At 69.2% G+C, this 22134-nt stretch carries 19 protein-coding genes and 3 pseudogenes; 10 read left to right on the forward strand and 12 right to left on the reverse strand.

Annotated elements, in window-relative coordinates; genetic code table 11:
* Positions 1–77: 77 nt before the first annotated feature.
* The 3 genes and pseudogenes from ABVB68_RS31245 to ABVB68_RS31255 form a co-directional block, all read right to left on the reverse strand.
* Positions 78–1981 (reverse strand): annotated as a pseudogene (locus tag ABVB68_RS31245) (glycoside hydrolase family 5 protein).
* 145 nt (positions 1982–2126) lie between these two features.
* Positions 2127–2366, reverse strand: coding sequence for a hypothetical protein (locus tag ABVB68_RS31250; protein WP_353604538.1), 240 nt, complete (start codon positions 2364–2366; stop codon positions 2127–2129).
* 101 nt (positions 2367–2467) lie between these two features.
* A complete protein-coding gene (locus ABVB68_RS31255; RefSeq protein WP_353604539.1) occupies positions 2468–2998 on the reverse strand; it encodes a trypsin-like serine peptidase in 531 nt (176 codons plus the stop codon).
* A gap of 188 nt (positions 2999–3186) precedes the next feature.
* Between ABVB68_RS31255 and ABVB68_RS31260 the strand changes: the two genes are divergently transcribed.
* The 6 genes and pseudogenes from ABVB68_RS31260 to ABVB68_RS31285 all read left to right on the forward strand — a co-directional run bounded on the left by ABVB68_RS31260 (position 3187) and on the right by ABVB68_RS31285 (position 9045).
* Positions 3187–4404: an MFS transporter gene (locus tag ABVB68_RS31260; protein WP_503006394.1), complete on the forward strand. Its 1218-nt coding sequence runs from the start codon at positions 3187–3189 to the stop codon at positions 4402–4404.
* 482 nt (positions 4405–4886) lie between these two features.
* Entirely contained in the window at positions 4887–6359 is a 1473-nt protein-coding gene (locus ABVB68_RS31265) for a restriction endonuclease fold toxin-2 domain-containing protein (protein ID WP_353604540.1), read from the forward strand.
* 28 nt (positions 6360–6387) lie between these two features.
* Positions 6388–6663: a hypothetical protein gene (locus tag ABVB68_RS31270; protein ID WP_353604541.1), complete on the forward strand. Its 276-nt coding sequence runs from the start codon at positions 6388–6390 to the stop codon at positions 6661–6663.
* 148 nt (positions 6664–6811) lie between these two features.
* Positions 6812–7215: pseudogene (locus ABVB68_RS31275) on the forward strand (winged helix-turn-helix domain-containing protein); the annotation flags it as partial.
* A 116-nt stretch (positions 7216–7331) separates the two neighbouring features.
* Positions 7332–8537: an IS256 family transposase gene (locus ABVB68_RS31280; RefSeq protein WP_353604543.1), complete on the forward strand. Its 1206-nt coding sequence runs from the start codon at positions 7332–7334 to the stop codon at positions 8535–8537.
* 55 nt (positions 8538–8592) lie between these two features.
* Complete coding sequence (locus ABVB68_RS31285; RefSeq protein WP_353604544.1) at positions 8593–9045, forward strand: hypothetical protein; 453 nt, start codon at positions 8593–8595, stop codon at positions 9043–9045.
* Positions 9046–9430: 385 nt separating this feature from the next.
* On the opposite strand, the gene ABVB68_RS31290 is transcribed toward ABVB68_RS31285, so the two are convergent.
* From ABVB68_RS31290 to ABVB68_RS31310, 5 genes are read right to left on the reverse strand one after another with little or no spacing between them, the layout of a single operon-like run.
* A complete protein-coding gene (locus ABVB68_RS31290) occupies positions 9431–10006 on the reverse strand; it encodes a hypothetical protein (protein WP_353604545.1) in 576 nt (191 codons plus the stop codon).
* Positions 10003–11397, reverse strand: a complete 1395-nt coding sequence (locus ABVB68_RS31295) for a hypothetical protein (protein ID WP_353604546.1) — start codon at positions 11395–11397, stop codon at positions 10003–10005. The genes ABVB68_RS31290 and ABVB68_RS31295 overlap by 4 nt, the downstream gene beginning before the upstream one ends.
* Positions 11394–12227, reverse strand: a complete 834-nt coding sequence (locus ABVB68_RS31300; RefSeq protein WP_353604547.1) for an ABC transporter ATP-binding protein — start codon at positions 12225–12227, stop codon at positions 11394–11396. The genes ABVB68_RS31295 and ABVB68_RS31300 overlap by 4 nt, the downstream gene beginning before the upstream one ends.
* Positions 12224–13039, reverse strand: coding sequence for a zf-HC2 domain-containing protein (locus ABVB68_RS31305; RefSeq protein WP_353604548.1), 816 nt, complete (start codon positions 13037–13039; stop codon positions 12224–12226). Before ABVB68_RS31305 ends, ABVB68_RS31300 begins: the two co-directional genes overlap by 4 nt.
* Positions 13036–13539, reverse strand: a complete 504-nt coding sequence (locus tag ABVB68_RS31310) for an RNA polymerase sigma factor (protein ID WP_503006396.1) — start codon at positions 13537–13539, stop codon at positions 13036–13038. The genes ABVB68_RS31305 and ABVB68_RS31310 overlap by 4 nt, the downstream gene beginning before the upstream one ends.
* Before the next feature lie 935 nt (positions 13540–14474).
* On the opposite strand from ABVB68_RS31310, the pseudogene ABVB68_RS31315 reads away from it, so the two are divergent.
* Positions 14475–15379, forward strand: a pseudogene (locus ABVB68_RS31315) (IS110 family transposase).
* An 18-nt stretch (positions 15380–15397) separates the two neighbouring features.
* On the opposite strand, the gene ABVB68_RS31320 reads toward ABVB68_RS31315, so the two are convergent.
* Together ABVB68_RS31320 and ABVB68_RS31325 are read right to left on the reverse strand one after the other, a co-directional pair.
* Complete coding sequence (locus ABVB68_RS31320) at positions 15398–15631, reverse strand: hypothetical protein (RefSeq protein WP_095683867.1); 234 nt, start codon at positions 15629–15631, stop codon at positions 15398–15400.
* A gap of 491 nt (positions 15632–16122) precedes the next feature.
* Entirely contained in the window at positions 16123–16491 is a 369-nt protein-coding gene (locus ABVB68_RS31325; RefSeq protein WP_353604550.1) for a peptidase inhibitor family I36 protein, read from the reverse strand.
* A 266-nt stretch (positions 16492–16757) separates the two neighbouring features.
* Between ABVB68_RS31325 and ABVB68_RS31330 the strand changes: the two genes are divergently transcribed.
* Positions 16758–16940, forward strand: a complete 183-nt coding sequence (locus ABVB68_RS31330) for a hypothetical protein (protein WP_353604551.1) — start codon at positions 16758–16760, stop codon at positions 16938–16940.
* Between the two features lie 469 nt (positions 16941–17409).
* Positions 17410–17904, forward strand: a complete 495-nt coding sequence (locus ABVB68_RS31335; protein ID WP_353604552.1) for a hypothetical protein — start codon at positions 17410–17412, stop codon at positions 17902–17904.
* Positions 17905–17937: 33 nt separating this feature from the next.
* On the opposite strand, the gene ABVB68_RS31340 is transcribed toward ABVB68_RS31335, so the two are convergent.
* Both ABVB68_RS31340 and ABVB68_RS31345 read right to left on the reverse strand, forming a co-directional pair.
* Positions 17938–18378, reverse strand: a complete 441-nt coding sequence (locus ABVB68_RS31340; protein WP_353604553.1) for a helix-turn-helix domain-containing protein — start codon at positions 18376–18378, stop codon at positions 17938–17940.
* A 373-nt stretch (positions 18379–18751) separates the two neighbouring features.
* A complete protein-coding gene (locus tag ABVB68_RS31345) occupies positions 18752–21256 on the reverse strand; it encodes a DEAD/DEAH box helicase (RefSeq protein WP_353604554.1) in 2505 nt (834 codons plus the stop codon).
* A gap of 288 nt (positions 21257–21544) precedes the next feature.
* On the opposite strand from ABVB68_RS31345, the gene ABVB68_RS31350 reads away from it, so the two are divergent.
* Positions 21545–21715 (forward strand): double zinc ribbon domain-containing protein, encoded by a 171-nt coding sequence (locus ABVB68_RS31350; RefSeq protein ID WP_353604555.1) that lies wholly within the window; start codon positions 21545–21547, stop codon positions 21713–21715.
* Positions 21716–22134: the final 419 nt, after the last annotated feature.

The raw sequence follows: 22134 nt of genomic DNA on the forward strand, positions 1-22134 counted from the left end.
GCGTGAACGCCTTCGTGGTGCAGCCCGCGTCCTTCCGGGGAGCCGGCCCAGCACGAAGGTGCCGGGCCGGCCTTCCCTCAGGGCAGTGTGCGGCACAGCAGGGCATCGGGCCCGGGACGGCTGCCGAACCGCGTGGTGAAAGCGATCCCGGCGGCGTACTTGTTCACCCCGCACTGGCCCTTGTAGTCGCCGTAGGCGAAGTCGCCGCCCGCCGCGCCGGCGGGACGGTTGTCGGAGCGGTCGAACCACACGGTGCGCGCGGTTCCCGACAGCGGGGTGCGGCCCGGCACGCACAAGGCCGCCGACAGACGTTCGCCCCGCACCCTGTAGCCGATCAGGAAACCGCCCGGCGGACACTGGAGCTTCGTGTACCCGGACGCCCAGTCGCCGCCCGCGGGCACGTACCGCTCGTCGGCGACGACCGTCTGACCCGCGTCGGAGCTCCGCAGCTCTGCCGCGCCGGCGTCGGTGCACAGGCCACGGCCGGTGGTGTGGCCCAGGCCAACCAGCCGCAACCCGTCGGGGCAGGCGGCCTTGTGGGCTCCTGGGTCCCAATCTCCCGCGGTCCGCACGCGCAGCGACTCCACCGCGTCACCGTGGTCGGTGCCGAGCATCCGCCAGACGGGGACGGACGCCAGGGGACCGGCGGTGCTCGGCGCGGTCATGAGGTGCTGCCATGCCGGGCTGCGCCAGTCGCCGGAGCCGAGCACGCCGGTGCGGTGCCCCGCACTGTCGTAGCGCAGCAGTGCCCAGTCGTCGTGGCCCTCGAAGCCCACCAGCGGCCAGAACGCGAAGTCGGCGTCGCGGTCGGCGAGGTAGTCGGTGATATTGCCGAACCAGGCCCGTGCCGCCGTGTTCGTCTCGTTGGCGCCGATGCCGGACTCGCTGACCCAGACCGGCGCGGTGTAGTGCCGGCCGTTCTCCTCGACGAAAAACGCCTCGTCGTCGAGAGCCGTGTCCAACTGCTCGCGGTTCAGGTCCTGGTAGCGGGGGTCGTGCGTCTCGCCGATGCCGGTGGCGCCGCTGTGGTGGGGGCCCGTGTATCCGTGAAGTGGGCGGAGTACACCAGCTGGTGGGCGTCCACGAGGGTGTGCGAGAGGGTGCGTGTCGGGGTGATCTGCGGCCGGCCGTGCGGGAGTCCGTCTACGGGCACGCCGGTCCAGTTGATGCCTTCGACGACGATCAGGAGCCGGGGGTCGGCCTCGGTGAGAATCCGGTCGGCGGCGAGCTGGGCGGCGGAATACCAGTCGTGGTCGTCGCCCAGGCCCCAGTTGGGTCGTCCAGGACGTCGCGTCTGACCTCGTTGTACAGGTCGGCGCCGACCACGCGCGGAACGGCGGCGTAGCGCCGGGCCATGAAGACCCAGTCGTCGGCCCACTGCTGCGTGGACTGCCCGCTGTTCCACCGCTCGTTGCCGTCGATACCGCAGCACCAACGGGACGTGTCGGTGTGGTTGTTGAGAATGACGGCGAAGCCGCTCCGGCTGAGCGCGTCGACGACGGCGTCGTAGATCTGCAAGGGTGTCCGGCCCCGCAGCTGGGGGTTGGCGCCCACGGCGCCGTCGGGCACGGGGGTCGTGCTGTGGATCATCTCGTTGGAGAACGGCAGCCGGATGGCGTTGATCCCCAGCTCGTGGAAGTCGGTGAGCAGCCCGTCCAGCGGCATGCGGTCGAGGCCGAGAGGTATGCCGTAGGAGTTCTGGCCCGCGTGATGGCCGGCGGGGTCGGTGACACTGCCGTTGCCGGTCCACGATCCTTGTGCGCCGTCCCAGTTGGCGGCCTTCAGCCGGAAGCGGGTGCCGCGCGCGTCGACGATGTAGCGGCCTCGGGTGGACAGGGGCGGGTACCAGGTCTCCGAGGCCACCACGACGGCGTGCGGGGCGGGCGAGTGGGGCGGCGGACGCGGGTGTCGGCTGCGCGGCCACGAGCAGTAATCCCGCGGCTGTTGCGGCCAGACGAAGGACAGCTGGTGCAAGGGACATGTTGACAGACCTCGGTGGTTGGGGGTGGCGCTCTCTCCGAGGCTGTACGGTGCCCTGTCCCGCCGAGAAGGTCCCGGTGGCCGGCAGACGAACCGGCCCTGCGGGGTCGTCGGTGTCCCCGCAGGGTTCGGCGGCGGGCCCGGGGTTAGGGCAGCTTGACGAAGGGGGACAGGAACGCCCGGGCGCCCGGGGTGTCGAACCGGTAGGCGACGTTCGTCGCGTAGCACGGAGTGTCACCGGTGATCGTGGTGGCGGCGAGGATCTTCCTGCCGCCCAGGACCGCGAAGTTGGGTCCGCCCGAGTCGCCGTAGCAGGCACCGCCGTTGCCCTGCGGCGCTGTCATGCCCAGCCGCACCCAGGCGTTGTTGAGCGCGTCGAACGTCACGGGTGCCTTCATGCGGACGCCGCCGCCCGGATGTGTCTGGCCTCCCGGTCCGTTGACCGCCTCCTGCGTTCCGTACCCGGCGACGAACCAGTCGCTGGAGTTCAGCCCTGCGGGCCCAGGGCGCCCAGCTGGTTCACGGTCGGCAGTGCGGCCGGCGCGAAGGACCAGCGGGAGGCGACCTTCGCGGCGGGCAGCTCGATCACCGCGATGTCGTGCGGGTCGGAGGCGGGGCCCGGGTAGTCGGGGTGGGTGTGGGCGGTACCCGCCACGGCGACGGCGTTCGCCTGGGCGGCCGGATCACCCCGGTACTCCTTCGCGGCGGCGTCGAGTCCGGCCTGGACGTCCTGGTCCAGCGACACGTAGAACCGCACGTCGTCGGGCCAGTCGGCGGTGCAGTGGGCCGCGGTCAGGAACGTGTTCGCATCGACCATCGTTCCGGAACACACCCAGTCGACGCGGTCCCAGGTGGCCGGATCGCCGTCGTCGTCCCAGGTGGCCACGAGAGCCCCGACCTCGGTGCGTTCGGGCGCGGGCGTCGCGTTGTACGAGTTGATCGCACAGGAGGGCACAGCGGCGGCGAACACGGTGGCACAGGCCGCGGCGGTGACGGCGGTGGCGCGTACGGCGGTCAAGAAGAACCCCTTCACTGGGTGTGTGGGACAGGTGTTCTCCTGTGGGAGGTAGGGAGCATTGAAGTGCCTGGTGCGCCCCGCGACAAGAGCGCGGACCGCGGCGCCGGCCTCCGCGCCCCGACACCGGACGGCGGAGCACGGCGTTGCGATCGCACATGCTGCCCCCTGGCCCGTGTCTATGGTGGAGCGTGATCAACAGCGACACAGAACCCCACCGGGCGGGGCGCGGACGGCCCGGGTACAAGGCCGCCGCGGGCGTCTTCGCCGTCGGCATGATGGGCACCACCCTGCCCACACCGTTGTACGGGCTGTACCGGGAGCAGATCGGTTTCTCCGAACTGATCGTGACGGTGGTGTTCGCGGTCTACGCGCTGGGCGTCATCACCGCCCTGCTGATCGCCGGCGGCTTCTCCGACGTACTGGGGCGGCGACCGGTACTGCTGGCCGCGCTCGGTCTGTCCGCGCTCAGCGCCGGGTGCTTCCTGGCCGAGGGAGGGCTGCCATGGCTGTACGCGGGCCGGGTGCTGTCGGGCTTCTCGGCGGGTCTGCTGAGCGGCACGGGCACCGCGGCCGTCCTCGAGCTGGCTCCGCCCGGCCGCCGCGGCCGCGCCGGACTGGCGGCGACCGCCGCCAACATGGGCGGTCTGGGGCTCGGCCCCCTCGTGTCCGGCATCCTCGCCGAGTACGCCCCGTCGCCGCTGGGGCTCCCCTTCGTCGTCCACCTCGGGCTCCTGACGGTCGCCGCGCTGGTCGTCTGCCTGCTGCCCGAGACGGTGCGCCGCTGCGATCCGAGGCCGTCGCTGCGGCCCCAGGGCATGAAAGTTCCGCCGGAGGTGCGCGGGGTGTTCGGGCCGTGCGCCCTGGCCGCCTTCGCGGGCTTCTCCATGCTCGGCCTGTTCACGGCCGTGGCCCCGGCTTTCCTCACGCAGACCCTGGGGGAGCACAACCTGGCGGTCACCGGTGCCGTCGTCTTCTGCGTGTTCTGCGCCTCTACCGGCGGACAGCTGCTCATGGGACGAATCGGCGCGCGCCGGGCCCTGCCCTGGGGCTGCGCGGTACTCGTCGCCGGACTCCTCCTCATCGGAGCCTCGCTGTTCCTGAAGTCCTTCCCGGTCCTGCTGATGGGGGCGGTGACCGGGGGAGTGGGGCAGGGGATGGCGTTCCGTGCGGGGCTGACCGAGGTGAGCGCCGCGGCGCCCGAGGCGCACCGAGGCGCCACCATCTCGGCGTTCTTCGTCGTCGCGTACGTGGGGATCTCGTTGCCGGTCGTCGGGGTGGGCGCCATGACTCTGGTGCTCGGACTGCGCGGTGCCGGCCTGGCGTTCACGGCGTGCGCGGTGCTGCTCGTGACGGCGGTGGGCATCCGGGTGAGGCGGAATCTGCCCCCGGCGGCCGTCCGGACATGAGGCGCATGCCGACGGGGTGAACGTCCGGCCGGCCGCCGGCCGCCGGCGTCGAAGGAGAAAGAGCCGACGAAGGCGACAGGCCCTGACATGCGATCGGTCCGCTTGTGCTTTGAAGGACATGTCGGCGCTGGTGGATCATCGTCATCCCTTCGCCTGAGCTTCCCGTTTACGGCCCTGTACGGTGATCACCGGCGTCGGCAACGGACGGGGCATTGGTGGATCTGCGGCATCAGACGAAAACTTCGTCAACGCGTCATGGTCGATGGTGGGGCTGCGGGATCTGGTCTACGACATGGTGGGCCTGCTGTTCACCGAACTGAGTGCCCATGGCGGCATGGCCGGCGACGGCGCGGCCGGCAGAGCATTCGCCAAGGTGTACACCGCAGCCGTCAAGTCGGTCTTCGACCAGTCCGGGTTCGCCCACCAGGTGATGGCCAACGGCGCGGGCGCCCTGCTCAACGCCTCCGAGGAACTCCTCAAGCGTGACGACAAAGTCGCAGTCAAGCTTCTGGAACAGAGCCCCTTCACGCCCGGGATCGGTTCTCAGCCGGCCGGCCCCGATTGCAGCCCGGCGCGCCAGCCACAACGCCGAGGACCTGCCGAACGTCGTCGGCGAAACCAGCGGCATCGATCAGTACCTCTTCAACGAGCGATTCCTCGGCCAGCCGGACAAGCTGCGGGCCGTCGCCACAACCTGGCGCAGCGCGGCCAAGATCCTCCACGACACCTACTGGGACTCCCGCGACGCATGGAAGACAGCCACCCTCGATCAGGCCAGCCATAACGCTGACGCGGTCGAGAGCTTCTTCGAGAAGTTCGTCGGCAAGACACCACCACCCAGCGAAGTGTGCGACCACGCCACCCTCCTGGCGAACCTCCCCACGGCCTGCACGATGCTCGCCAACGCCTGCGACGCCTACGCCGACCACGTCGAAACCGCCCAACAACGCCTTCCCATGGAGAACAGCGAACTCGACGGTGACTTCCTGTGGCCCTGGGAACAGCCACGCTTCGGAGGCGACGGCCACGACGGCGGCCTGCACGACCTCATAGCCGGCGACACACGCATCACCTCGCTCGGCAACATCCCTCATGCACTGGACAGCTCCCAGTCCCGGGTGAAGACGCCCCAACCGGACAACGGCGGCTTCCTTCCCGACCTCCCGCCGTTCCTCGGCCCCCTGATCCGCGTTCCGACCCTGGTACCGGCCGCCTACCGCCCCCTTCCGTCCAACACCCCGCACATCCAGCCGATCCCTCCGGCGATTCCTCCCGACCCGCGGTTCCCACAGCTCACCCCCAGCGAAGGGCAGAACTTCCAGACCTGGCTCGACTCTTTGAACAAGGGCGACATCTCCGGCGGCAAGCCGGCCGAGCAGGCCTACCAGAGGCGCGTGGCGGGCTTCCCCGAGTACGAGGTCCCCATCCCGGCAGGGCACGGCAAGTCAAAGACGCTGATGGTAGACGGATTCCGCAACCTCGACGGGATGGCCATCGAGGCAAAGTACGTCAACAAGCCCAACCAGCGGTGCTACCGCTCGCTGGAAGACCTCCGCCAGAACCACGAGAACGGCAACAAGAACTTCCTCTACGACAAAGACCGCGCGGAGCTCCGAAAGTACGCCGCCGCACTCAACGACCCGCGCAACAAGGAGATGCGCGGCGTCGAGACAGTCACCAACAACCAGGAAGCCGCCCAGTACTGGCGCATCATGATGGCGGCATGGGGCGTCAAAGATGGCGGCATGGGGCGTCAAAGGCCACGCCCGCTACGTCCCCTGACCACCATCGCCGGCACGCACAGGAAGCACCACAATGGAACCGGAACAGATCGCGGAATTCCGCACCATGTTCGTCTTCACCCCACCCCACGGTCAGAGTTGGGGCCTGACCTTCGACGGACTGGCGGCACGGCTACGAGAGCGGAACCCGGACGAATTCATCCGTGTCGATGACAGCGGCGGACCCATCCGCGGGGCATCGATGAGCTTCGGAATCACTCTCGATGACGAGGACTTGGAAGGGCTGGCCAGCCTAGTCCCTGAAGGCGTGTCCGTCCTGGACTGCAACGCCCACTTGGCAGCACGGTTTGTCCTGTGGCTTAGGAACAATGTGGTACCAGCCGACGTCCCCGTCATGTTCAACACGGAATGGGGAATCGAGGAAGACCTCGATGACACACTCGTCCCGGATGCCACACGCCCCCGGATCGTGGCGGCCTTCGTCAGACACATCGAAGAGACCGGCGGCCTCGACTGATATCGCCTCGACGGTTACCTGCACGACGAACAGGCCCCTGTACTGCGAGGCGTTCACCACACCCGGCTGGCCTAGTCATCGCTACTCACCTTCAAAGCGTGGTGTCGTAGGGGCTGACGCCTCATGAACCCTGCGGTATGCCGACCGCATCAGGTATGCGCAAGGGGGCGGACTGACCGACGAACGGCGGCCTTCCGCGAAAAGTTGAGGATGGAGACGGCCGAGCGCTTCAGGCAGGGCGACGAGAACACGGTCATCGCGCACGACCTGCGGGTCAGCGTCTGGTCGGTTCAGCGGTGGCGCAGGGCCTGGTCGCAGAACGGGCCCAGGGCCCTGGCCTCCAAAGGCCCGGCATCGCTGCCGCTGCTCAGTGACGAACTGTTCGCCGTGCTCGAGCGGGAGCTGGCCAAGGGGCCGGTGGCACACGGCTGGCCGGACCACACCTGGACCCTGTCGCGGATCAAGACGCTGATCGGGCGACGGTTCCACTAGAGCTACACCGTGCAATGGGTTGCCGCCCTGCTCAAGCGGCACGGCTGGAGCGGGAGTGTCTGATCAACGGCGGATCTGTTGATCATGGAGACGCCAAGTGAGTGAGATGACGATCGAGCAGGAGCCCCGCGGCCGAGTCGGTCGATGCGGCTACGTCGGACGAGCAGTTGATCGCGATGCTGGTCGACCGGGCCCGGAACGAGGGCCTGCAACTGACGGGCGAGGGCGGGCTGTTGCAGCAGCTGACGAAGCGTGTGTTGAAGTCCGCCCTGGAGGGCGAGATCACCGACCACGTCGGCTACGAGAAGCACGCCCCGGCCGGGAAGAACAACGGCAACAGCCGCAACGGCACCCGCGCCAAGACGGTGCTGACGGACGTCGGCCCGGTCGAGGTGAAGGTGCCGAGGGACGTGGCCGGCACATTCGAGCCGCAGATCGTCAAGAAGCGGCAGCGTGGGTTGACCGGGGTGGACGAGATGGTGCTGTCCCTGTCCGCGAAGGGGCTCACGCACGGAGAGATCTCCGCTCACCTGGCCGAGGTCTACGGCGCCGAGGTGTCCAAGCAGACGATCTCCACCATCACGGACAAGGTCATCGAGGGCATGGCCGAATGGCAGAACCGCCCCCTCGACCGCGTCTACCCGGTGCTGTTCGTTGACGCCATCAACGTGAAGATCCGCGATGGGCAGGTGGCGAACCGTCCCATTTACGTGGTGATGGCGGTGACCGTGGACGGCACCCGCGACATCCTCGGCATCTGGGCCGGAGACGGCGGCGAGGGCGCCAAGTACTGGCTGCACGTCTTCACCGAGCTGAAGAACCGCGGCCTGGACGACGTGCTGATGCTGGTCTGCGACGGCCTCAAGGGGCTGCCCGACGCGGTGGAGACCGTCTGGCCTCGCACGATCGTCCAGACATGTGTCGTTCACCTGCTGCGGAACAGCTTCCGTTACGCGGCCCGCCAGGACTGGGACAAGGTCGCCAAGGCCCTCAAGCCCGTCTACACCGCGCCCAGCGAGGACGCGGCGACCGAGCGGTTCCTGGAGTTCCAGGAGGCATGGGGTCGCAAGTATCCGGCGATCGTGAAGCTGTGGTCGGATGCCTGGGCCGAGTTCGTGCCCTTCCTCTCCTTCGATGTCGAGATCCGCAAAGTCATCTGCAGCACGAACGCGATCGAGAGCGTCAACGCACGGATACGCAAGGCCGTTCGCGCTCGCGGCCACTTCCCCTCGGAGACCGCAGCCCTCAAATGCGTCTACATGGCACTGATGAGCCTCGACCCGACCGGCAAGGGCCGCAAGAGGTGGACCATGCGCTGGAAGGCACCGCTCAACGCCTTCCAGATCGCCTTCGAGGGCCGGCTCACCCCGGCCAGCAACTAAACTCAACAACCAAGATCAGCCGTTAAATTGACACACCCCGGCGAAGCTGTACGACTTGCTGGAACGGCACGGCCGGCCACGCACTCAGACACGGCTGACCCAGGTGGAGGTGCTGGAGAGCCGGGTGCTCGGCGAGGACGGAGAGTGGGACCCGGCCCGCGTCGTCGCCACCATGAACAGCTACGGCTGGGAGATCGACGACAAGCGGGCCCGCGCACTGCTGCGGACGCTGACCGAGCAGGAGGTGCTGGAAAAGATTCCGAACCGAGGCGGACGCGCCGTCTACCAGGTCGTCGGCCCTCGGGACTGGTTGTACTGCCTGGACCCGGAGCGCGACACGATCGAGCACGGCCCCTCCACCCCAGCGCGGGTCGCGAGGCTGGCGCGCGAAGACTCCAGTCCGACCGAGTGGTGGCTCGGGAAGCGGCTGAAGCGGATGAGGGACGGCGACCGGCTGTGGATCTACTTCGGGGGGTCGAGGGAAAGATCGCGGCGATGGCGCATGTGAAGTCGTCGCCGTGACCGGCGCCGGCCGGTTCGCAGAAGGCGTACGAGGTCGACGCCGCTTTGGACCTGAAGGCGACCACCGCTCTGTGCAAGTCGCCTGTACGGCTTGAGGAGATGGATCAGAAGCACCCCCAGGCATGCGGGGAGATGCGGGCGGCGGACGTCAAGCTAGCCGAAGTGCGTGCTGGCCTCTGATCGCCGCTTCCGCTGAGTGCGCATCACACCGTCGTGCGTGCTCAGCTCTTCACAGCGTGCTCATCAACGGCACCGCCCCCGACTGACCCTCCGGATGCCGTCCGCGCAGCGAGGAAAGCGGCCTGTCGTCGGGTCGCTGAGCGGTGGTTGGGCGAACTGCTGGCCAAGCTGCGCGGGGTGCCCCGGCCCGGCTACCGCCTGGGACCCGCGACGGCGTAGGCCGTGGTGCCGACGACCGCGAGGACGAGGGCCGTCCAGGTGCTCGCCGCCGTGCCGGGTGGCAGCAGCATCCAGCTCACCACCTGCGTCGGCACACTTGTGGCCGGCGGGGCGAAGAACGAGAACGCGAGCCAGGCGAACGGTAGCGTCCACCCGAACTGCCCGCCCGAGAGCGCCGCGCCCAGGGCGACCAGCCCCATCAGGCCCGCGCTGTCCCGGACGACGAACGCGGTGGTGGCCATGGACACGCCCATGGTCTGCACTGTCAGCAGCACCGCGGCGACGGCCGCGCCGGCGAGCAGCACGTGCGCCGCCCTGAGGGGAACCCAGCGGATCGCGGCCGTCCGGTCCAGTGCGAGGTCCTGCCCGCCGAGCCCGACCGAGACCGCCATCGCCCCCGTGGTGAGGATGAGCGCGGGCAGCTTCGGATCACCGGGCCCCGAGCTCCCGTCCCGGGCGAGTGCCCACACCGCCACCGCGCCGATCAGCATCGCGGCGAGCGACGCGGGTACCTGACGCGAACGCGCGTACAACGTCAGCCATCTCATCGGGACGCACCGCCGGACAGTACATCGAACGGGTCGCCTTTGCAGGAGAGCGCGGCGGTGCGCATCGCGTTGATCCGTGAGAGCTGCTCGGCCCGTGGAAGCGCCTTGAGTTTCTTCCACACGGGGCGGGTCTCGTCTTCGACTGTGTTGCGCATACTTGCCGGCGTGCCGCCGAGCGGCTTGAGGTCTTCGAGGACCCAGCCCGCCGCGACGGTCTGCGCGAATTCATCTCCTCCGAAGCCGCTCCAGCCGACGGGAGTGCACCCTGGCACCATGCCTTTCGCGATCAGGGCCCGGGTCAGCTCCTTGCCCCTCGCGGCGGCGACGATGTCGTCGTCGAAGTCGAGGAGCACGGTCTTGCGGGACCACCGCGGCGTGGAGCCCTTCGGCAGTACGGCGGTGTTCTCCCGGACCGAGTCCGGCGCCTGATCACCGAGGGCACCGTGCAGCAAGCGCAGCGCCTCCTTACCGGGTCCCGCGAGGTCCGCGAGTCGTGCTTGCTGCGTCTTCGTCACGCATACCGGGCCGTCGCACACCAGCTCGGCGGCGGCCTTGTCGACGACGTACATCCGGCGCGCGTCAGAGGGAAGGACGAGCAGGGCGATCGCCGCACCCGCCAGGACGGGCGTCAGGGCGGTCAGCCGCGCGCGCGGTGTCGCGGCGACGAGCAGTGCGAAGCCGGTCGCGGTCATGCCGAGCAGCCAGAGGGTCTGCCCGACGTGCACGGAGGCGGAGAGCGTGACGAACGCCTTGCGCATGTCTTCCACCGTCGGTGACAGCAGCGAGATCCGGTTCGGTTCCGTGTTCGTCAACCCGCCCGTCGTGTCTGTCGCCGTTCGGCCCAGCGACATGTGCATGAGGGCTGTGAACACGAAGGCGCCCATGGCCAGCGCGGGCGGGGTGAGCGGGGACGGCAGGGTCCTGGCGGCCCCCATGCCGAGCACGGCTCCCGCGACGAGGAAGAGCACCCCCACCAGCGAGATGGGCAGCCACCCGAGGTGCGTGTACTCGGTGTGAGTGAGCACCTGGACCCCACCCACGAGGACGAGGAACATGAAAGCCGAAGCGAGCGTGATCGCCGTCGCACCCGCCAGGGTGGCCGCGCGGTGCCGGGCGGGCCGCGGGGTGCTCGTCAGCAGCTCGGACATCTTAGAGCGGTGGTCGCGCAGTCCCTGCAGCGCCCCGAGCCCGATGGTGAGCGGCCACAGGTAGAACAGCAGGGAGCGGGTCCACATGGCCATGGACGTCCACTGGGCCGTCCACGCCGTGGTGCCACTCCACCAGGCGCCGCCCAGCACGTACAGGAACGCCAGCGCCGGCACCAGGACCACGACGCCGGCCCACGGGGCGACCGAACGCCTCAACTCGATACGCAGAACGCGGCGGTTCACCAAGTGCCCCGTTCCTGCTCAGGGTTGAGCAGCAGCGCCGAGTAGCCGCGCTCCAGCGGGCTGTCACCCACGTTCTCAGGGCCGCCCGCCGAGGCCAGCTCGTCCGGAGGGCCCTGGAAGACCAGCCGACCCTCGGCGAAGACCACAACGTCGGTGCAGGCGGCGGCGACGTCCTCCACCAGGTGGGTCGAGACGAGCACGCAGGTGTCCTTACCCAACTCCTGCAGCAGCTCGCGGAAGCGCAGCCGCTGAGCCGGGTCCAGGCCGACCGTCGGCTCGTCCAGCAGCAGGATCAGCGGGTCGTTGACGATGGCCTGGGCGATGCCGACCCTACGCACCATGCCGCCCGACAGGGCCTTCATCCTCTCGTTGGCGCGGTCCGCCAGACCCACCCGTTCCACGGCGCGCTGCACCGCTGCGGGAATGTCCGCCTGGGGTACCTCCTTCAGCCACGCCATGTACTCGACGAACTCGCGCACCGTGAAGCGCTTGTAGTAGCCGAACTCCTGCGGCAGATAGCCGATCCGGCGGCGCAGCGCACGGTGCTCGCCCAGGCCGCCCACGGACTCGCCGAGCAGCTCCAGGGTCCCCTCGGTGGGGCGCAGTACGGTGGCCAGCACCCGGATGAGGGTGGTCTTGCCCGCCCCGTTGGGTCCGAGGAGGCCGTGTACGCCGATGCCGAGCTTAAGGTCGAGCCCGTCGACTGCCATCCGGTTCCTGCCGACCTTGACCTTCAGCCCAGTGGTCTGGACCTCCCAGGCGTAAGCAGTCGGTGCAATGTCAGCCGCGTTCACCGCGGATGTCATGTCGTTTTCCTTTCCGATGGTCATCGATGGGCTCCCAGCACGGAGTACGCGCCCCTGCGAGCGATCACGACACCGATGCTGAGCACGAGGATCAGCCCCCATACGGGCAGACCGTCCGCCTGCAGTGCGAAGGCCACACGGCTAGCGGCCAGGGTGGGCGCCACGACCACGGCGGCCCACACGGTCGTCAGCACGACGGCGGCGCGTGTCACGCCGACGACAGTGCCGAGCGCCAGGGCCGCGGAGGTGAAGGCCAGACAGGGCAGTAGCCACTGGGCCACCATCAGCCCCGTCGCCCATCCGCCCACCAGCAGCGCGGGAATGACCACGGCGAGTACGGACGCGGTACGTCGCAGCACCAGATAGAGTCCGGCCCTCGGTACGGAGGCCGTCAGCTCGTACGCCGGGTCCAGGCCCTGCGACCACGACGCCGCGACGCCGAGCACGGGCAGGACCGGGGAGAACAGCAGCACCAGCGACACCTCGCCGGTGCCGGGGCCGACCAGGTCCAGCAGCAGCGCGATCAGCGTCACGCTCCCGACCATGGCCAGCCACGGCACCATCACGGGCGTCAGCCACCCCGACAGCCGCACCGCCCAGCGCCGCCGGCGCTGCAAAGGGCCGGCGAGCATCTGGGCCTGGAGGCCGGACCACACGGTCTCGACCAGCGCCGCCACGGCGGGGGCCTCGGCCGTGACGGCGGCCGACAGCCGGTCACGGCACACCGCGCACGCCTCCAGATGGGCCTCCAGTGCCCAGACCTGGTCGGCGGCGAGGTCCGTGTCGCCGCGCGCGTAACCGTCGATGATCCGCATCGACGCGTGTTCCTCGCTCATGCCAGCGCCTTCCGCATCGCGATCCTGGCCCGGCGGGCCCGTGTCTTGACCGTGCCCTCGGGCAGCCCGAGCAGGACCGCGGTCTCCCGGACGGACATCCCGTCGAGCACCATGGCCTGCAGTACCTCTCTGAGCTCCGGTGCGAGGCGCCGCAGCGCGTCCCCGACGTCACCGCCGACGGTCGCCGCGAGCACCTCCTCCTCGGCGGCGGACGCCACGGGCTGCAAGGCGGCCGCGGGCGGCGGCTCCGCGTGGTGAGCCCTGCGCCGGAACGCATCGACCAAGCGACGCGCCGCGATCGTCCACAGCCATCCGACAGCAGTCCCTCCGGCCGCGGCTCCGGTGAACGAGCCCGCCGCGCGCCACACCGCCAGATACGTCTCCTGCATGACCTCGGCGACGATCTGCTCGTCCGCACAGCGGCGGCGCAGCCGCACCGCCAACCACGGCGACGTACGCCGGTACAGCTCCTCGAACGCGGCACGGTCGCCTCTGGCCACCAGCCGGACAAGACGTTCCTCGTCCACCTTGTGCAGCGCTGTCACCCTGACTGATCTCACACCTGCTAGACGCCCGGCCCGAACGGCAGGTTTTCCGTCCGGCGTGATCACCGTCACATAAGCGCGCTCGGAAGCACCGGCCCCGAACGGGCCCTCACGGAGCACGACACGCCAGCCGGACACGCGGTGCCGTGACATGCCGGGATTCGCGAGCCACGAGGCTGCTCCCGGAGCCGTTTCACCGTCGCGACACAGTCGAACACCTGATCAGCAACCCCACGCCCTTCACGAACGATCCCGAATCATTGCGATGGTCAAGCAGACCCCGCCCGGCCGACTCGAGGTGCAGCCGTCGAACGAGATGTGGGCCGCGGACGAGTCGGGATCCTCGGAGTGGACCTTGGACGCACGGCCTGCCGCGGGAGCCTGGACATCGAGGTCAGCCGCTCCCAGGTGCGCCGCATCCTGCTGGTCGAGTGCGTGCGCTGGCGGCGCACGCACTCGAGAGATGCGGACTTCGAGAGAAAAGGACACGGATCGTCGAGCTCTACACCAGCCCGCCCACCGGTGCGACGGTCATCGGCACCGACGAGCTTGGCCCGGTGATCCCACGCACCTTCCCGCCGGCACCGGGCTGGTCACCGGACAGACACCGCACCAAGAATGAGATCGACTACTCCCGCGGAACTGCTCCCCCCCGTTACCTTTTTCGTGGCTCCGCAATGGAGCCTCCGGCCTTCGGGTCCGGCATGACTTCCCCCCTTGTTGTTGATGATCTGGGGGGTGGTGTCACCGGGCCCGGAGGCATCGACAGACCGCTGATGAGGGGCTTGAGCATCGGCTTCACCCGAACCGGAAGAGCTCTCCGTAACGTGGATGTGGCAGATCGGTGCCCTGGCAAGGCCGGACGAAAGCGTGAGAGGAGGGGCCTGCACGTGATCGACACCGGCGACATCGACGTCTTCCTCGGCCTGGACGTCGGCAAGGGCGAACACCACGCCACCGCCGTCACCCCGGCCGGGAAGAAAGCCTTCGACAAGCGACTGCCCAACACCGAACCCAAGCTCCGCGAGGTGTTTGCGAAACTCCAGGCCAAACACGGAATCGTCCTGGTGGTCGTCGACCAACCGGCCTCGATCGGGACATTACCTCTGGCAGTGGCCCGCGACATGGGCTGCCCGGTCGCCTACCTGCCCAGCCTGACGATGCGGCGGATCGCCGACCTCTATCCCGGCGAGGCCAAGACCGATGCGAGGGACGCGTTCATCATCGCGGACGCGGCCCGCACGATGCCCCACACGCTGCGGGCGATCGACGGCGAGGACGAGACGATCGCCGAGCTGGAGATGATCGTCGGGTTCGACGACGACCTGGCCGGCGAGGCCACCAGAGTCGCCAACCGGCTGCACGGCCTGCTGACCCAGATCCATCCGTCGCTGGAACGGGTGCTGGGGCCGCGGTAGCAGCATCCGTGCCCGGAGTCGGCGTCAGGACCGGAGCCCGCATCCTGATCGAGGTCGGCGACGGCAGCACCTTCCCGACCGCCGGCCACCTCGCCGCCTACGCCGGTCTCGCCCGGGCAACCCGGAGCTCGGGCTCATCAATCCGCGGCGAACAGCCCTCCAGGAGAGGAAACAAGCAGCTCAAACAAGCCCTCTTCCTCTCCGCATTCGCCGCCCTGGGCGACCCGGCATCCCGGGCCTACTACGACAAGAAGATCGCCCAGGGCAAACACCACACCCAGGCCCTGCTATGCCTCGCCCGGCGCAGGGCCGACGTCCTCTTCGCGATGCTCCGGGACGGAACCTTCTACGAGCCCCAACGCGCCGCGGCCACCTGAGGAGTTCATACCGCTCGATCAGTCCTCCGGCCGAAGCCGCTGACGAGCGGCCTCAAGCCGCTGGTCATAGTCAGGCGCGAACAGCTCAGGAAGCGCTTTGTCCAGCGTTCCGGCGATCCGATGGATCGGTGCCCACACCGCCGGATCGTCGACAACGCGGCTGAGGTCCGTCATCTGCAGCCTCTCCAGCCAGTGCGACAGCACCAACGCCTCGTCACTCGTGAGCTTGATCGTCACCTGGCTATCACCCATGCACACCCCTACGGCCCGGCCACCACCCTCAACACGCGAACCTACTGCCCTTCGACCTTGACCAAACACATAGGGGCCCCCGGCGGGGATGGTCCCTACTGGCGGAAGTTCTACGGGAAGGGCCGGCGCTGCTCCCCCCACCCGCGGGGATGGGCCCGGAGACCGGATACGCCTACGCAAGCTGCTCCTCGCGCCGGGATGGTCCCGCCGAGGCGCCCGACTCCGCGGCGCTGCAAGCCTGCTCCATGCACGCACGGGGATGGTCCCGGGAACGGCACCAAGGAGAATGTGGAGTCCTGCTGCTCCCCGCGCACCAGGTGATGCCGCCAGCCATGGCGGTGCCGATGGTGACGAATCGTTCGCGATCGTCTCGGAACTCTGCGCCGCTGTCTCCTGACGCCGAACGTGGACCGATTGCCCTCGACGTTGGGCCGACTCGCCGCGCTCGGGCAGGGCGCCTTGACGAAGACGCCCTGCTGCTGGCCGCAGCCCTACTGGGGCTTGAAGGAACGGATCTGGTAGTTGCCCTGGAGGTTACCGCCCTGGCCGGCCTGGGTGGACCCGACGCGCGCGTGGTAGTTGGTCTGCGTGTAGTACTGGACGCGGTGCCCTGTCTTGTTCCACACGGAGCGCACGTTCTGGCCCCTCTGGATGAAGGAGCAGTTGTCCGCGGTGTTGGCCAGGCTGGACTGCGACCACTGACAGCGGGTTCCTGAGCCGTTCCAGCCGCTGTACATACAGAAATATCCGGGTGAGCAGTTGTAGGGCAGGCTGCTGGATGCCGCGGTCGCGGCGGGTACAGCACTGAATGCCGCGGCGAAGGCAGCTGCGGCTACAACGAACGAGCGAAGGCGACGCATGACAGGGTCTCCGGTTTCTCGTCGGCAGTGTGCGGCAGCAATGCCGCCCTGGACAGACTGGGCGAATCGGGCAGCAGGTAAACCAGCAGACCACCAACGAGGTGCCCCCCGAACAAAGAAGCGGAAAAGGGGGGAGCGATTCCGAGCCGTGAACAGTGGCCGCTGATCCAACTTCGATGGCAATCGGTCCAAGTTTCCGCAAGCCCGGCGCATTCCCCGGCGCCACGGCCCTGGAACAAGCCCGGTCCGCAGGCAAGTTAACCCCGGTGCCCGACGCCTGGTGGGCCCAGGCCCGCAAGGTTCACGGCGAACGGGACGGCACCCGGGCGTTGATCGAGGTGCTGCTGAACCGGCACCTCGCCGCCAGGCTGCCGACGCGGTCGGCGGTGCGCTCGTGCAGGTACGGGGGCAGCTTGGAGAGGGTCCGCGCCGGTGGTGGCGCAGGTTGAGCGCGGCCTCCATCGCCTTGACGAGGTCGCGGAAGGGTTCGCTGTCGCCGAGCCGGGCGGGGAAGGCGGCGAAGTCGATGAGTGAGGCGCGTCCGGCGAGTTGGGCGCCGCGCCCCCCTGTCACAGGGGTGCACGGCCCCGCGCCCGTCGGGATGCTCCGCCGGGCAACGACGAGGAGCTGGCCGAGGACTTTTCGCCCCGCGCAGGCGGGGCCGCTCCGCACCGTCCGGCTAGGCGTCCGGAGGGGCGACGAGGCCCAGTGGCTCAACGGCGAGGCATTCCTGCGAGCCCACTGCCTCACCACCCGCCGCGTGATGCGCCTGCTGCAGCTACATGCCCTCACCGGTATACACCTGACCCTGGTCTGCCACCGTCCACACCTTCCCGCCGCTCTGCACCAGGCCTTGCGGCCGGCCGACTACTCCGTGACCGCCGACTTCGCGGCCGCCCACCGCCCGTGCCTCTCACCGTGCCTACCGCGCAGCGAGTCGCCCACCGGCTGCACGCGGCGACCGCCCATCCCCGCCTGGCCGCGGCCGTCGCCACCGCGCTGTTCACCGGCGCCTCCTTTCAGCAACTCGCCACCGCACGCCCTCGCGACTACGACGACGCCGCGGCCACGCTCGCCCTGCACGACCGCGTCCGCTACATCGACGGCTGCGCCACCCACCCTGTACCGCCCTGGGCGGGTGTCTTCCTGCGGACCGCAACCTGCTTTACCCGGCTCGTCTGCGGCGAGGACCAGGAGCTACTCCCCGCGCCAGGTGACCGTGTGTACCTGCTGGACGTTGCGGAGACGGCCAGGCTGTGCCCGCCCCAGCCACCTGCGGCCCGCCGCCAAGGCCGGGTCGGCGGTGCAGCCGGTGCCCCGGGCGTGGACCCGGGGCACCGGGGCCGCTGCGGCAGCCGCTTTCCCTGTGCCGCAGCGACGCCTTTCCTGCTGCGGGACCATAGTGGCCCGTGAACCGTGCAGGCCGCGTTCGCCGGCCCGGGCACGTCATCGCACCGTAAGAAGGGCCGCCGGCGAACAGCTCCCGGCCGACCTCTCCTGGCAGGGGCTGGGTGATCCACCGCACCCGCATCGTCCCAGGACCCTGCCGGAGCCGCGAACCCGAATCGCGCCCTGGTAGGGAAGACGAAGCCTTCCGCCTCGGCCTGGGCACGCAGGCGGGCCCGTACCCGGGGGCTGCCACCGCGCCAGGACCGCTTCCTCGATCGCCTTCATCTCCAGGGGACCCGGCGGGTGACGCGCTGCGGGCTTCTTCGTCACCCACCGCTGCACGGTGCGCTGCGACACTCCCAGCACGGCGGCGACCCGCCGGGTGGAGCCCCGGTGCGCCTTCAGCAGAAACCGCAGGCGGCCCTCGGTGCTTGAGGGGACGGGGCGGCTGCGCAACGCGCGCTTCAGCCCCCTGCTCGATCTGCTCCATGTTTCCAAGCGGCAGCTGAAAGCGCCGGCACCCCGTAGTCCGTAGCGTCAGTGGTCCCATGCCGCTTGCCCCTGCCCTGCTGGTTCCGGCGTCTTTGGGACAGCGCCGGTCGGCATCGGCTACGAGAGCTCCCGGGCGTGGGCGCACGCGGCCCATCGGCGAACGTCAGCCGCGCCTGGGAAGTCCGCTGCAGGCCTGCTCGCTCGGCCGCTGACTACCAGAGTCTGGCTGCGATCTGTCGGTGTCGGGTCGCTGGGGAGAGAGCCGAACCGGAGAGAGCTGCACCTCGAAAAGAATTCGAACGCAATGCGTACGGATCTCGTACGCCATATGTACGCTTTCCGCGCATCACCTGCGTCGGGCGGCCGAGCGTGGTGGTGGTCAGGTCCATCGCATGCCGATGTCGGACAATTGCTCGATCCGCTCCGACGTCAGCGTGGCGGCCCTGCTGCGCTGGTTGCTGATCCATGCCCCGAGCCGGAGCTCTCGCTGTTCCTGGTCCGCGCCGGTGATCCGTTCGGTGTGTGTCCTTGGTACGCGTAGGTGCCCCTCACGCTCGTAGTACTGGGTGGCGGCGGCGAGGTGCATCGCCCACTTGTCGGCCTGCGAGCGGCGCGGTTTGGGTTTCTCGTCGTCGGCGGCGGGCTGGATGCCGAGGACGTGTTCGCACATCCACTGCTGCGCGCCGGTGATGTTGTCGAAGGCGAGTTGCTGGGTGCGTACCCATCGGCCGAGGTCTTCGCCTTGGCGTACGACCGTGCCGGGCTGGGTGGGGAGTGTGCCGCCGGTGTCGAGGTGTTGTCGGGTGAGGTGGAAGCAGCGTTGCCAGTCGATGGGCCAGGCGGGGCACCAGGCGGGGTCGATGTCGTCCAGTTGCTCGCGCCGTTCCTGTGACAGGGCGCCAGCCGCGGACTCCACGGGCAACCCCTCAGCTCGCCGCTGCTCGATCTCGGCCGCTCGCCGGGCGGCTGCACGCGCGTTCTTCAGGAACAGCCCTACGCGATACCCCTGGTAGGTGGCGTCCAACGGGGCCAGAAGGTGGCCCGCCTCGGCCGCCCACCCGCGCGCTGCCGTGAGTCCTTCGTCCCACGCGACGTCGTAGTGCGACCAGACCATGCCGAGCTTCTCCAGTTGCTGGACGCGGTCCTCGTCCATGTCCCCGCGGGCGTAGAACCGGCGAGCGTCGGCCACCCATTGCCCCAGCGGGAACGCGGCGAGCGAGGCCGGCCACCCCTCCTCCGCCTCCTGCGCGCCGCCGGTGGGGACGCGGTACGTGAAGGGGACCTTGAGGTCGCCGTGCAGCCGGTTGTAGATGACGGCGGCCTCGATGCCGCGCCGCCAGTGCTCGTGCTCGGGGTTGAGGACGCGGAGATTGATGAACGCCGCCAGCTGTGCGGGGTCGCGAGGGGTGGAGAACTTCAGCAGCTCCAGGGCCGGCACCGACACACGGCCGCTTCGCTCGTCTGCAGCTTCCCCGCCTTCCGCCCCGGAGCGACTCTGGACACCCCTGACACGGCTTCGGGCCTGCTGCTCGGCGAGCTGCTCCACGACCCGGGTGTCGTGGGCACGGAGGGCTTCCAGCAGCTTCGCCAACCCGGAGAACGCCCGGCTGGTGAGCATGCTGTCGGCGGTCTCGCCGGGCCCGAGCAGGACCGGCACCACGAGTGAGGCGACCTTGCCCTCGCCGGGCTGCATGCGTAGCGCGCGGCCCACGGCCTGGACGAGGTCGGGCATCGAGCCGCGCACATCCGCCCAGTACACGGAGTCGCAGTTCTTGGTGTCGACGCCCTCGCCCAGCACTTTCACTGAGCCGAGGAAGGCCTTCTCCACGATGGTGCCGTCTGGGGCGATCCCGGACGCGAACTCGCCCAGCACCCGGCGCCGGTAGCCCGGCTTGTGCTCGCCGCACAGCCAGTCCGCCCAGACCATCTTCGGGTACAGCTCGGGGTCGGCGGCGTGCAGCCGCTTGGCGACATCGGGGAAGCCAGCCGCGAACGCCTCGGCCTCCTTCACGACGTGGTGGAAGACGAGAGTGTGCCGGAAGCCCTCCTTCGACGACGCCTTGAGCAGCGCGGTCTGGAGCGCGGCGAGCCGGGCCCCGCGGACCTGGTCCGAGCGGCTCTCCATGCCTAGGAGCTGCGCGGCCTGGAGCTGGGTGTCGGTGATGTCCAGGCACACCACTTGGTACGGCGCGCAGATCCCCCGGTCGATCGCCTCCGAGAGCGTCAGCGTGAAGCAGCGGGCGCCGAACGGCCCGTCCGGGTCGTCCTCCATGCTCGCCACCAGCTCGCCCTGCGCGCCCTCGGCATCCTCGTCCATCTGCCACAGCCGGGGCGTGGCGGTCATGTAGAGGCGGCGCAGGGACGGGATGCGGGTGTTGTCGTGGACGACCGCCCACGGCCGGCCGATCCGGCCCGAAACCCGGTGCGCCTCGTCCACGACGATCAGGTCCCAGCCCGGAAGGCCGGCCTGGTGGGCGCGTTCCAGCGTGCCGAGCCCGAGGGAGGCGTACGTGGCGAACACGGTGACTTTGTCGAACGGCCGCACCCAGGAGACCAGCTCACCCACATCCGTGGTGTTCGGGAAGGACGCCTCCTCCCCGCGCAGGGAGGAGACACCGATCATCGGCCCCGTACGCCCGCCCTCACGCCAGGCTGCCTCGGTCTGCGCCAGCAGGTCCAACGAGGGCACGAGCACCAGCACCCGGCCCGCCCGCAACTCTTCCGCGCTGCGCACGGAGACGAAGGTCTTCCCCGACCCGGTGGCCATGATCACCTGAGTCCGCAGACCCCGCTGGGGCACAGTAGATCTTGCAGGCAATTCGAGCGCCCTGAGTACTGCATCCACGGCTTCCCGCTGATGCGGACGGAGTTCCTTCACAGCCACTACGGTCCAATCCCTCCTGCAAGCAGGACGCCAGTCCTCACCCCGCAATACAGCCAACTAGCGTCCTTACCAAGGAAGTTGGTCAGCAGCACATCCGTACGGCACCAGGTCCCACGCCCTCGATCTGAGCGAAAATGACCGCCCTCCAGCCGGCCACACACTCACAGAGGCACGGCTACTCAATTCCAGACTCTATCGTAGCCTCAAAATGAAGCGGAGGAGCGGAAGAATCATCCCATGAGCTACGGGTACTCCGCACGCATTACCACTCACCCGACCAGGAGAACCATGACCCACAACACTGACAACACTCGAGGCAACCGGTTCTGCAAGGCCTGCGGCACGCCCGCCGAAGACGGGAAGCTGTGCAACCACTGCGGCGCGGTCCTCGACCTCCCCGACCAGGCCGGACTGATCGAGGATCAGGGAGCCGCGATCTCCCCGACCAGGCCGGACTGATCGAGGATCAGGGAGCCGCGATCAGGCGCGACTTCGAAGGCCGCACCGAACAGCAGCACAAGTGACCCCGAATCGAACCTGGGCCGGCATAGCAACCCCAGCAGGCCGCGCGGCAGCTCGGCCGGCCCGCGCACCACACTCCCACCTGATGTGCGACCAAGGGGGGAAGCTGCCAACGCGGCACCCGGCTCAACGACAGGAGCTCACCCCTTACTGCTGCCAGCCCGGGCCGCGCGGAGCGTGGCCCGATGCCTCGCACGCAGTGCGAGGCACACGGTTCGCAGCGCAGCGGAGAACCGCCCCAAGCCCCGAGCGGAGCTCGGGGCCGGCCACGTAGTGGCCCGCTCCTGGAGCGCAGCGCAAGGAGCGCCAACTCCGGTGCGAAGCACCGGAGTTGTGCGGGGAGCGCAGCGAGCCGC

Source organism: Streptomyces sp. NPDC096012 (assembly GCF_040426375.1).
In the GTDB taxonomy this organism is placed as follows: Bacteria; Actinomycetota; Actinomycetes; order Streptomycetales; family Streptomycetaceae; genus Streptomyces.

Excerpts from the sequence above, each read along its gene's own strand:
- ABVB68_RS31270 (WP_353604541.1), top strand. The coding sequence starts at position 6,388 with ATGAGCTTCGGAATCACTCTCGATGACGAGGACTTGGAAGGGCTGGCC.
- ABVB68_RS31280 (WP_353604543.1), top strand. The coding sequence starts at position 7,332 with ATGCTGGTCGACCGGGCCCGGAACGAGGGCCTGCAACTGACGGGCGAG.
- ABVB68_RS31290 (WP_353604545.1), bottom strand. The coding sequence starts at position 10,006 with ATGAGATGGCTGACGTTGTACGCGCGTTCGCGTCAGGTACCCGCGTCG.
- ABVB68_RS31300 (WP_353604547.1), bottom strand. The coding sequence starts at position 12,227 with ATGACCATCGGAAAGGAAAACGACATGACATCCGCGGTGAACGCGGCT.
- ABVB68_RS31305 (WP_353604548.1), bottom strand. The coding sequence starts at position 13,039 with ATGAGCGAGGAACACGCGTCGATGCGGATCATCGACGGTTACGCGCGC.
- ABVB68_RS31320 (WP_095683867.1), bottom strand. The coding sequence starts at position 15,631 with ATGGGTGATAGCCAGGTGACGATCAAGCTCACGAGTGACGAGGCGTTG.
- ABVB68_RS31325 (WP_353604550.1), bottom strand. The coding sequence starts at position 16,491 with ATGCGTCGCCTTCGCTCGTTCGTTGTAGCCGCAGCTGCCTTCGCCGCG.
- ABVB68_RS31350 (WP_353604555.1), top strand. The coding sequence starts at position 21,545 with ATGACCCACAACACTGACAACACTCGAGGCAACCGGTTCTGCAAGGCC.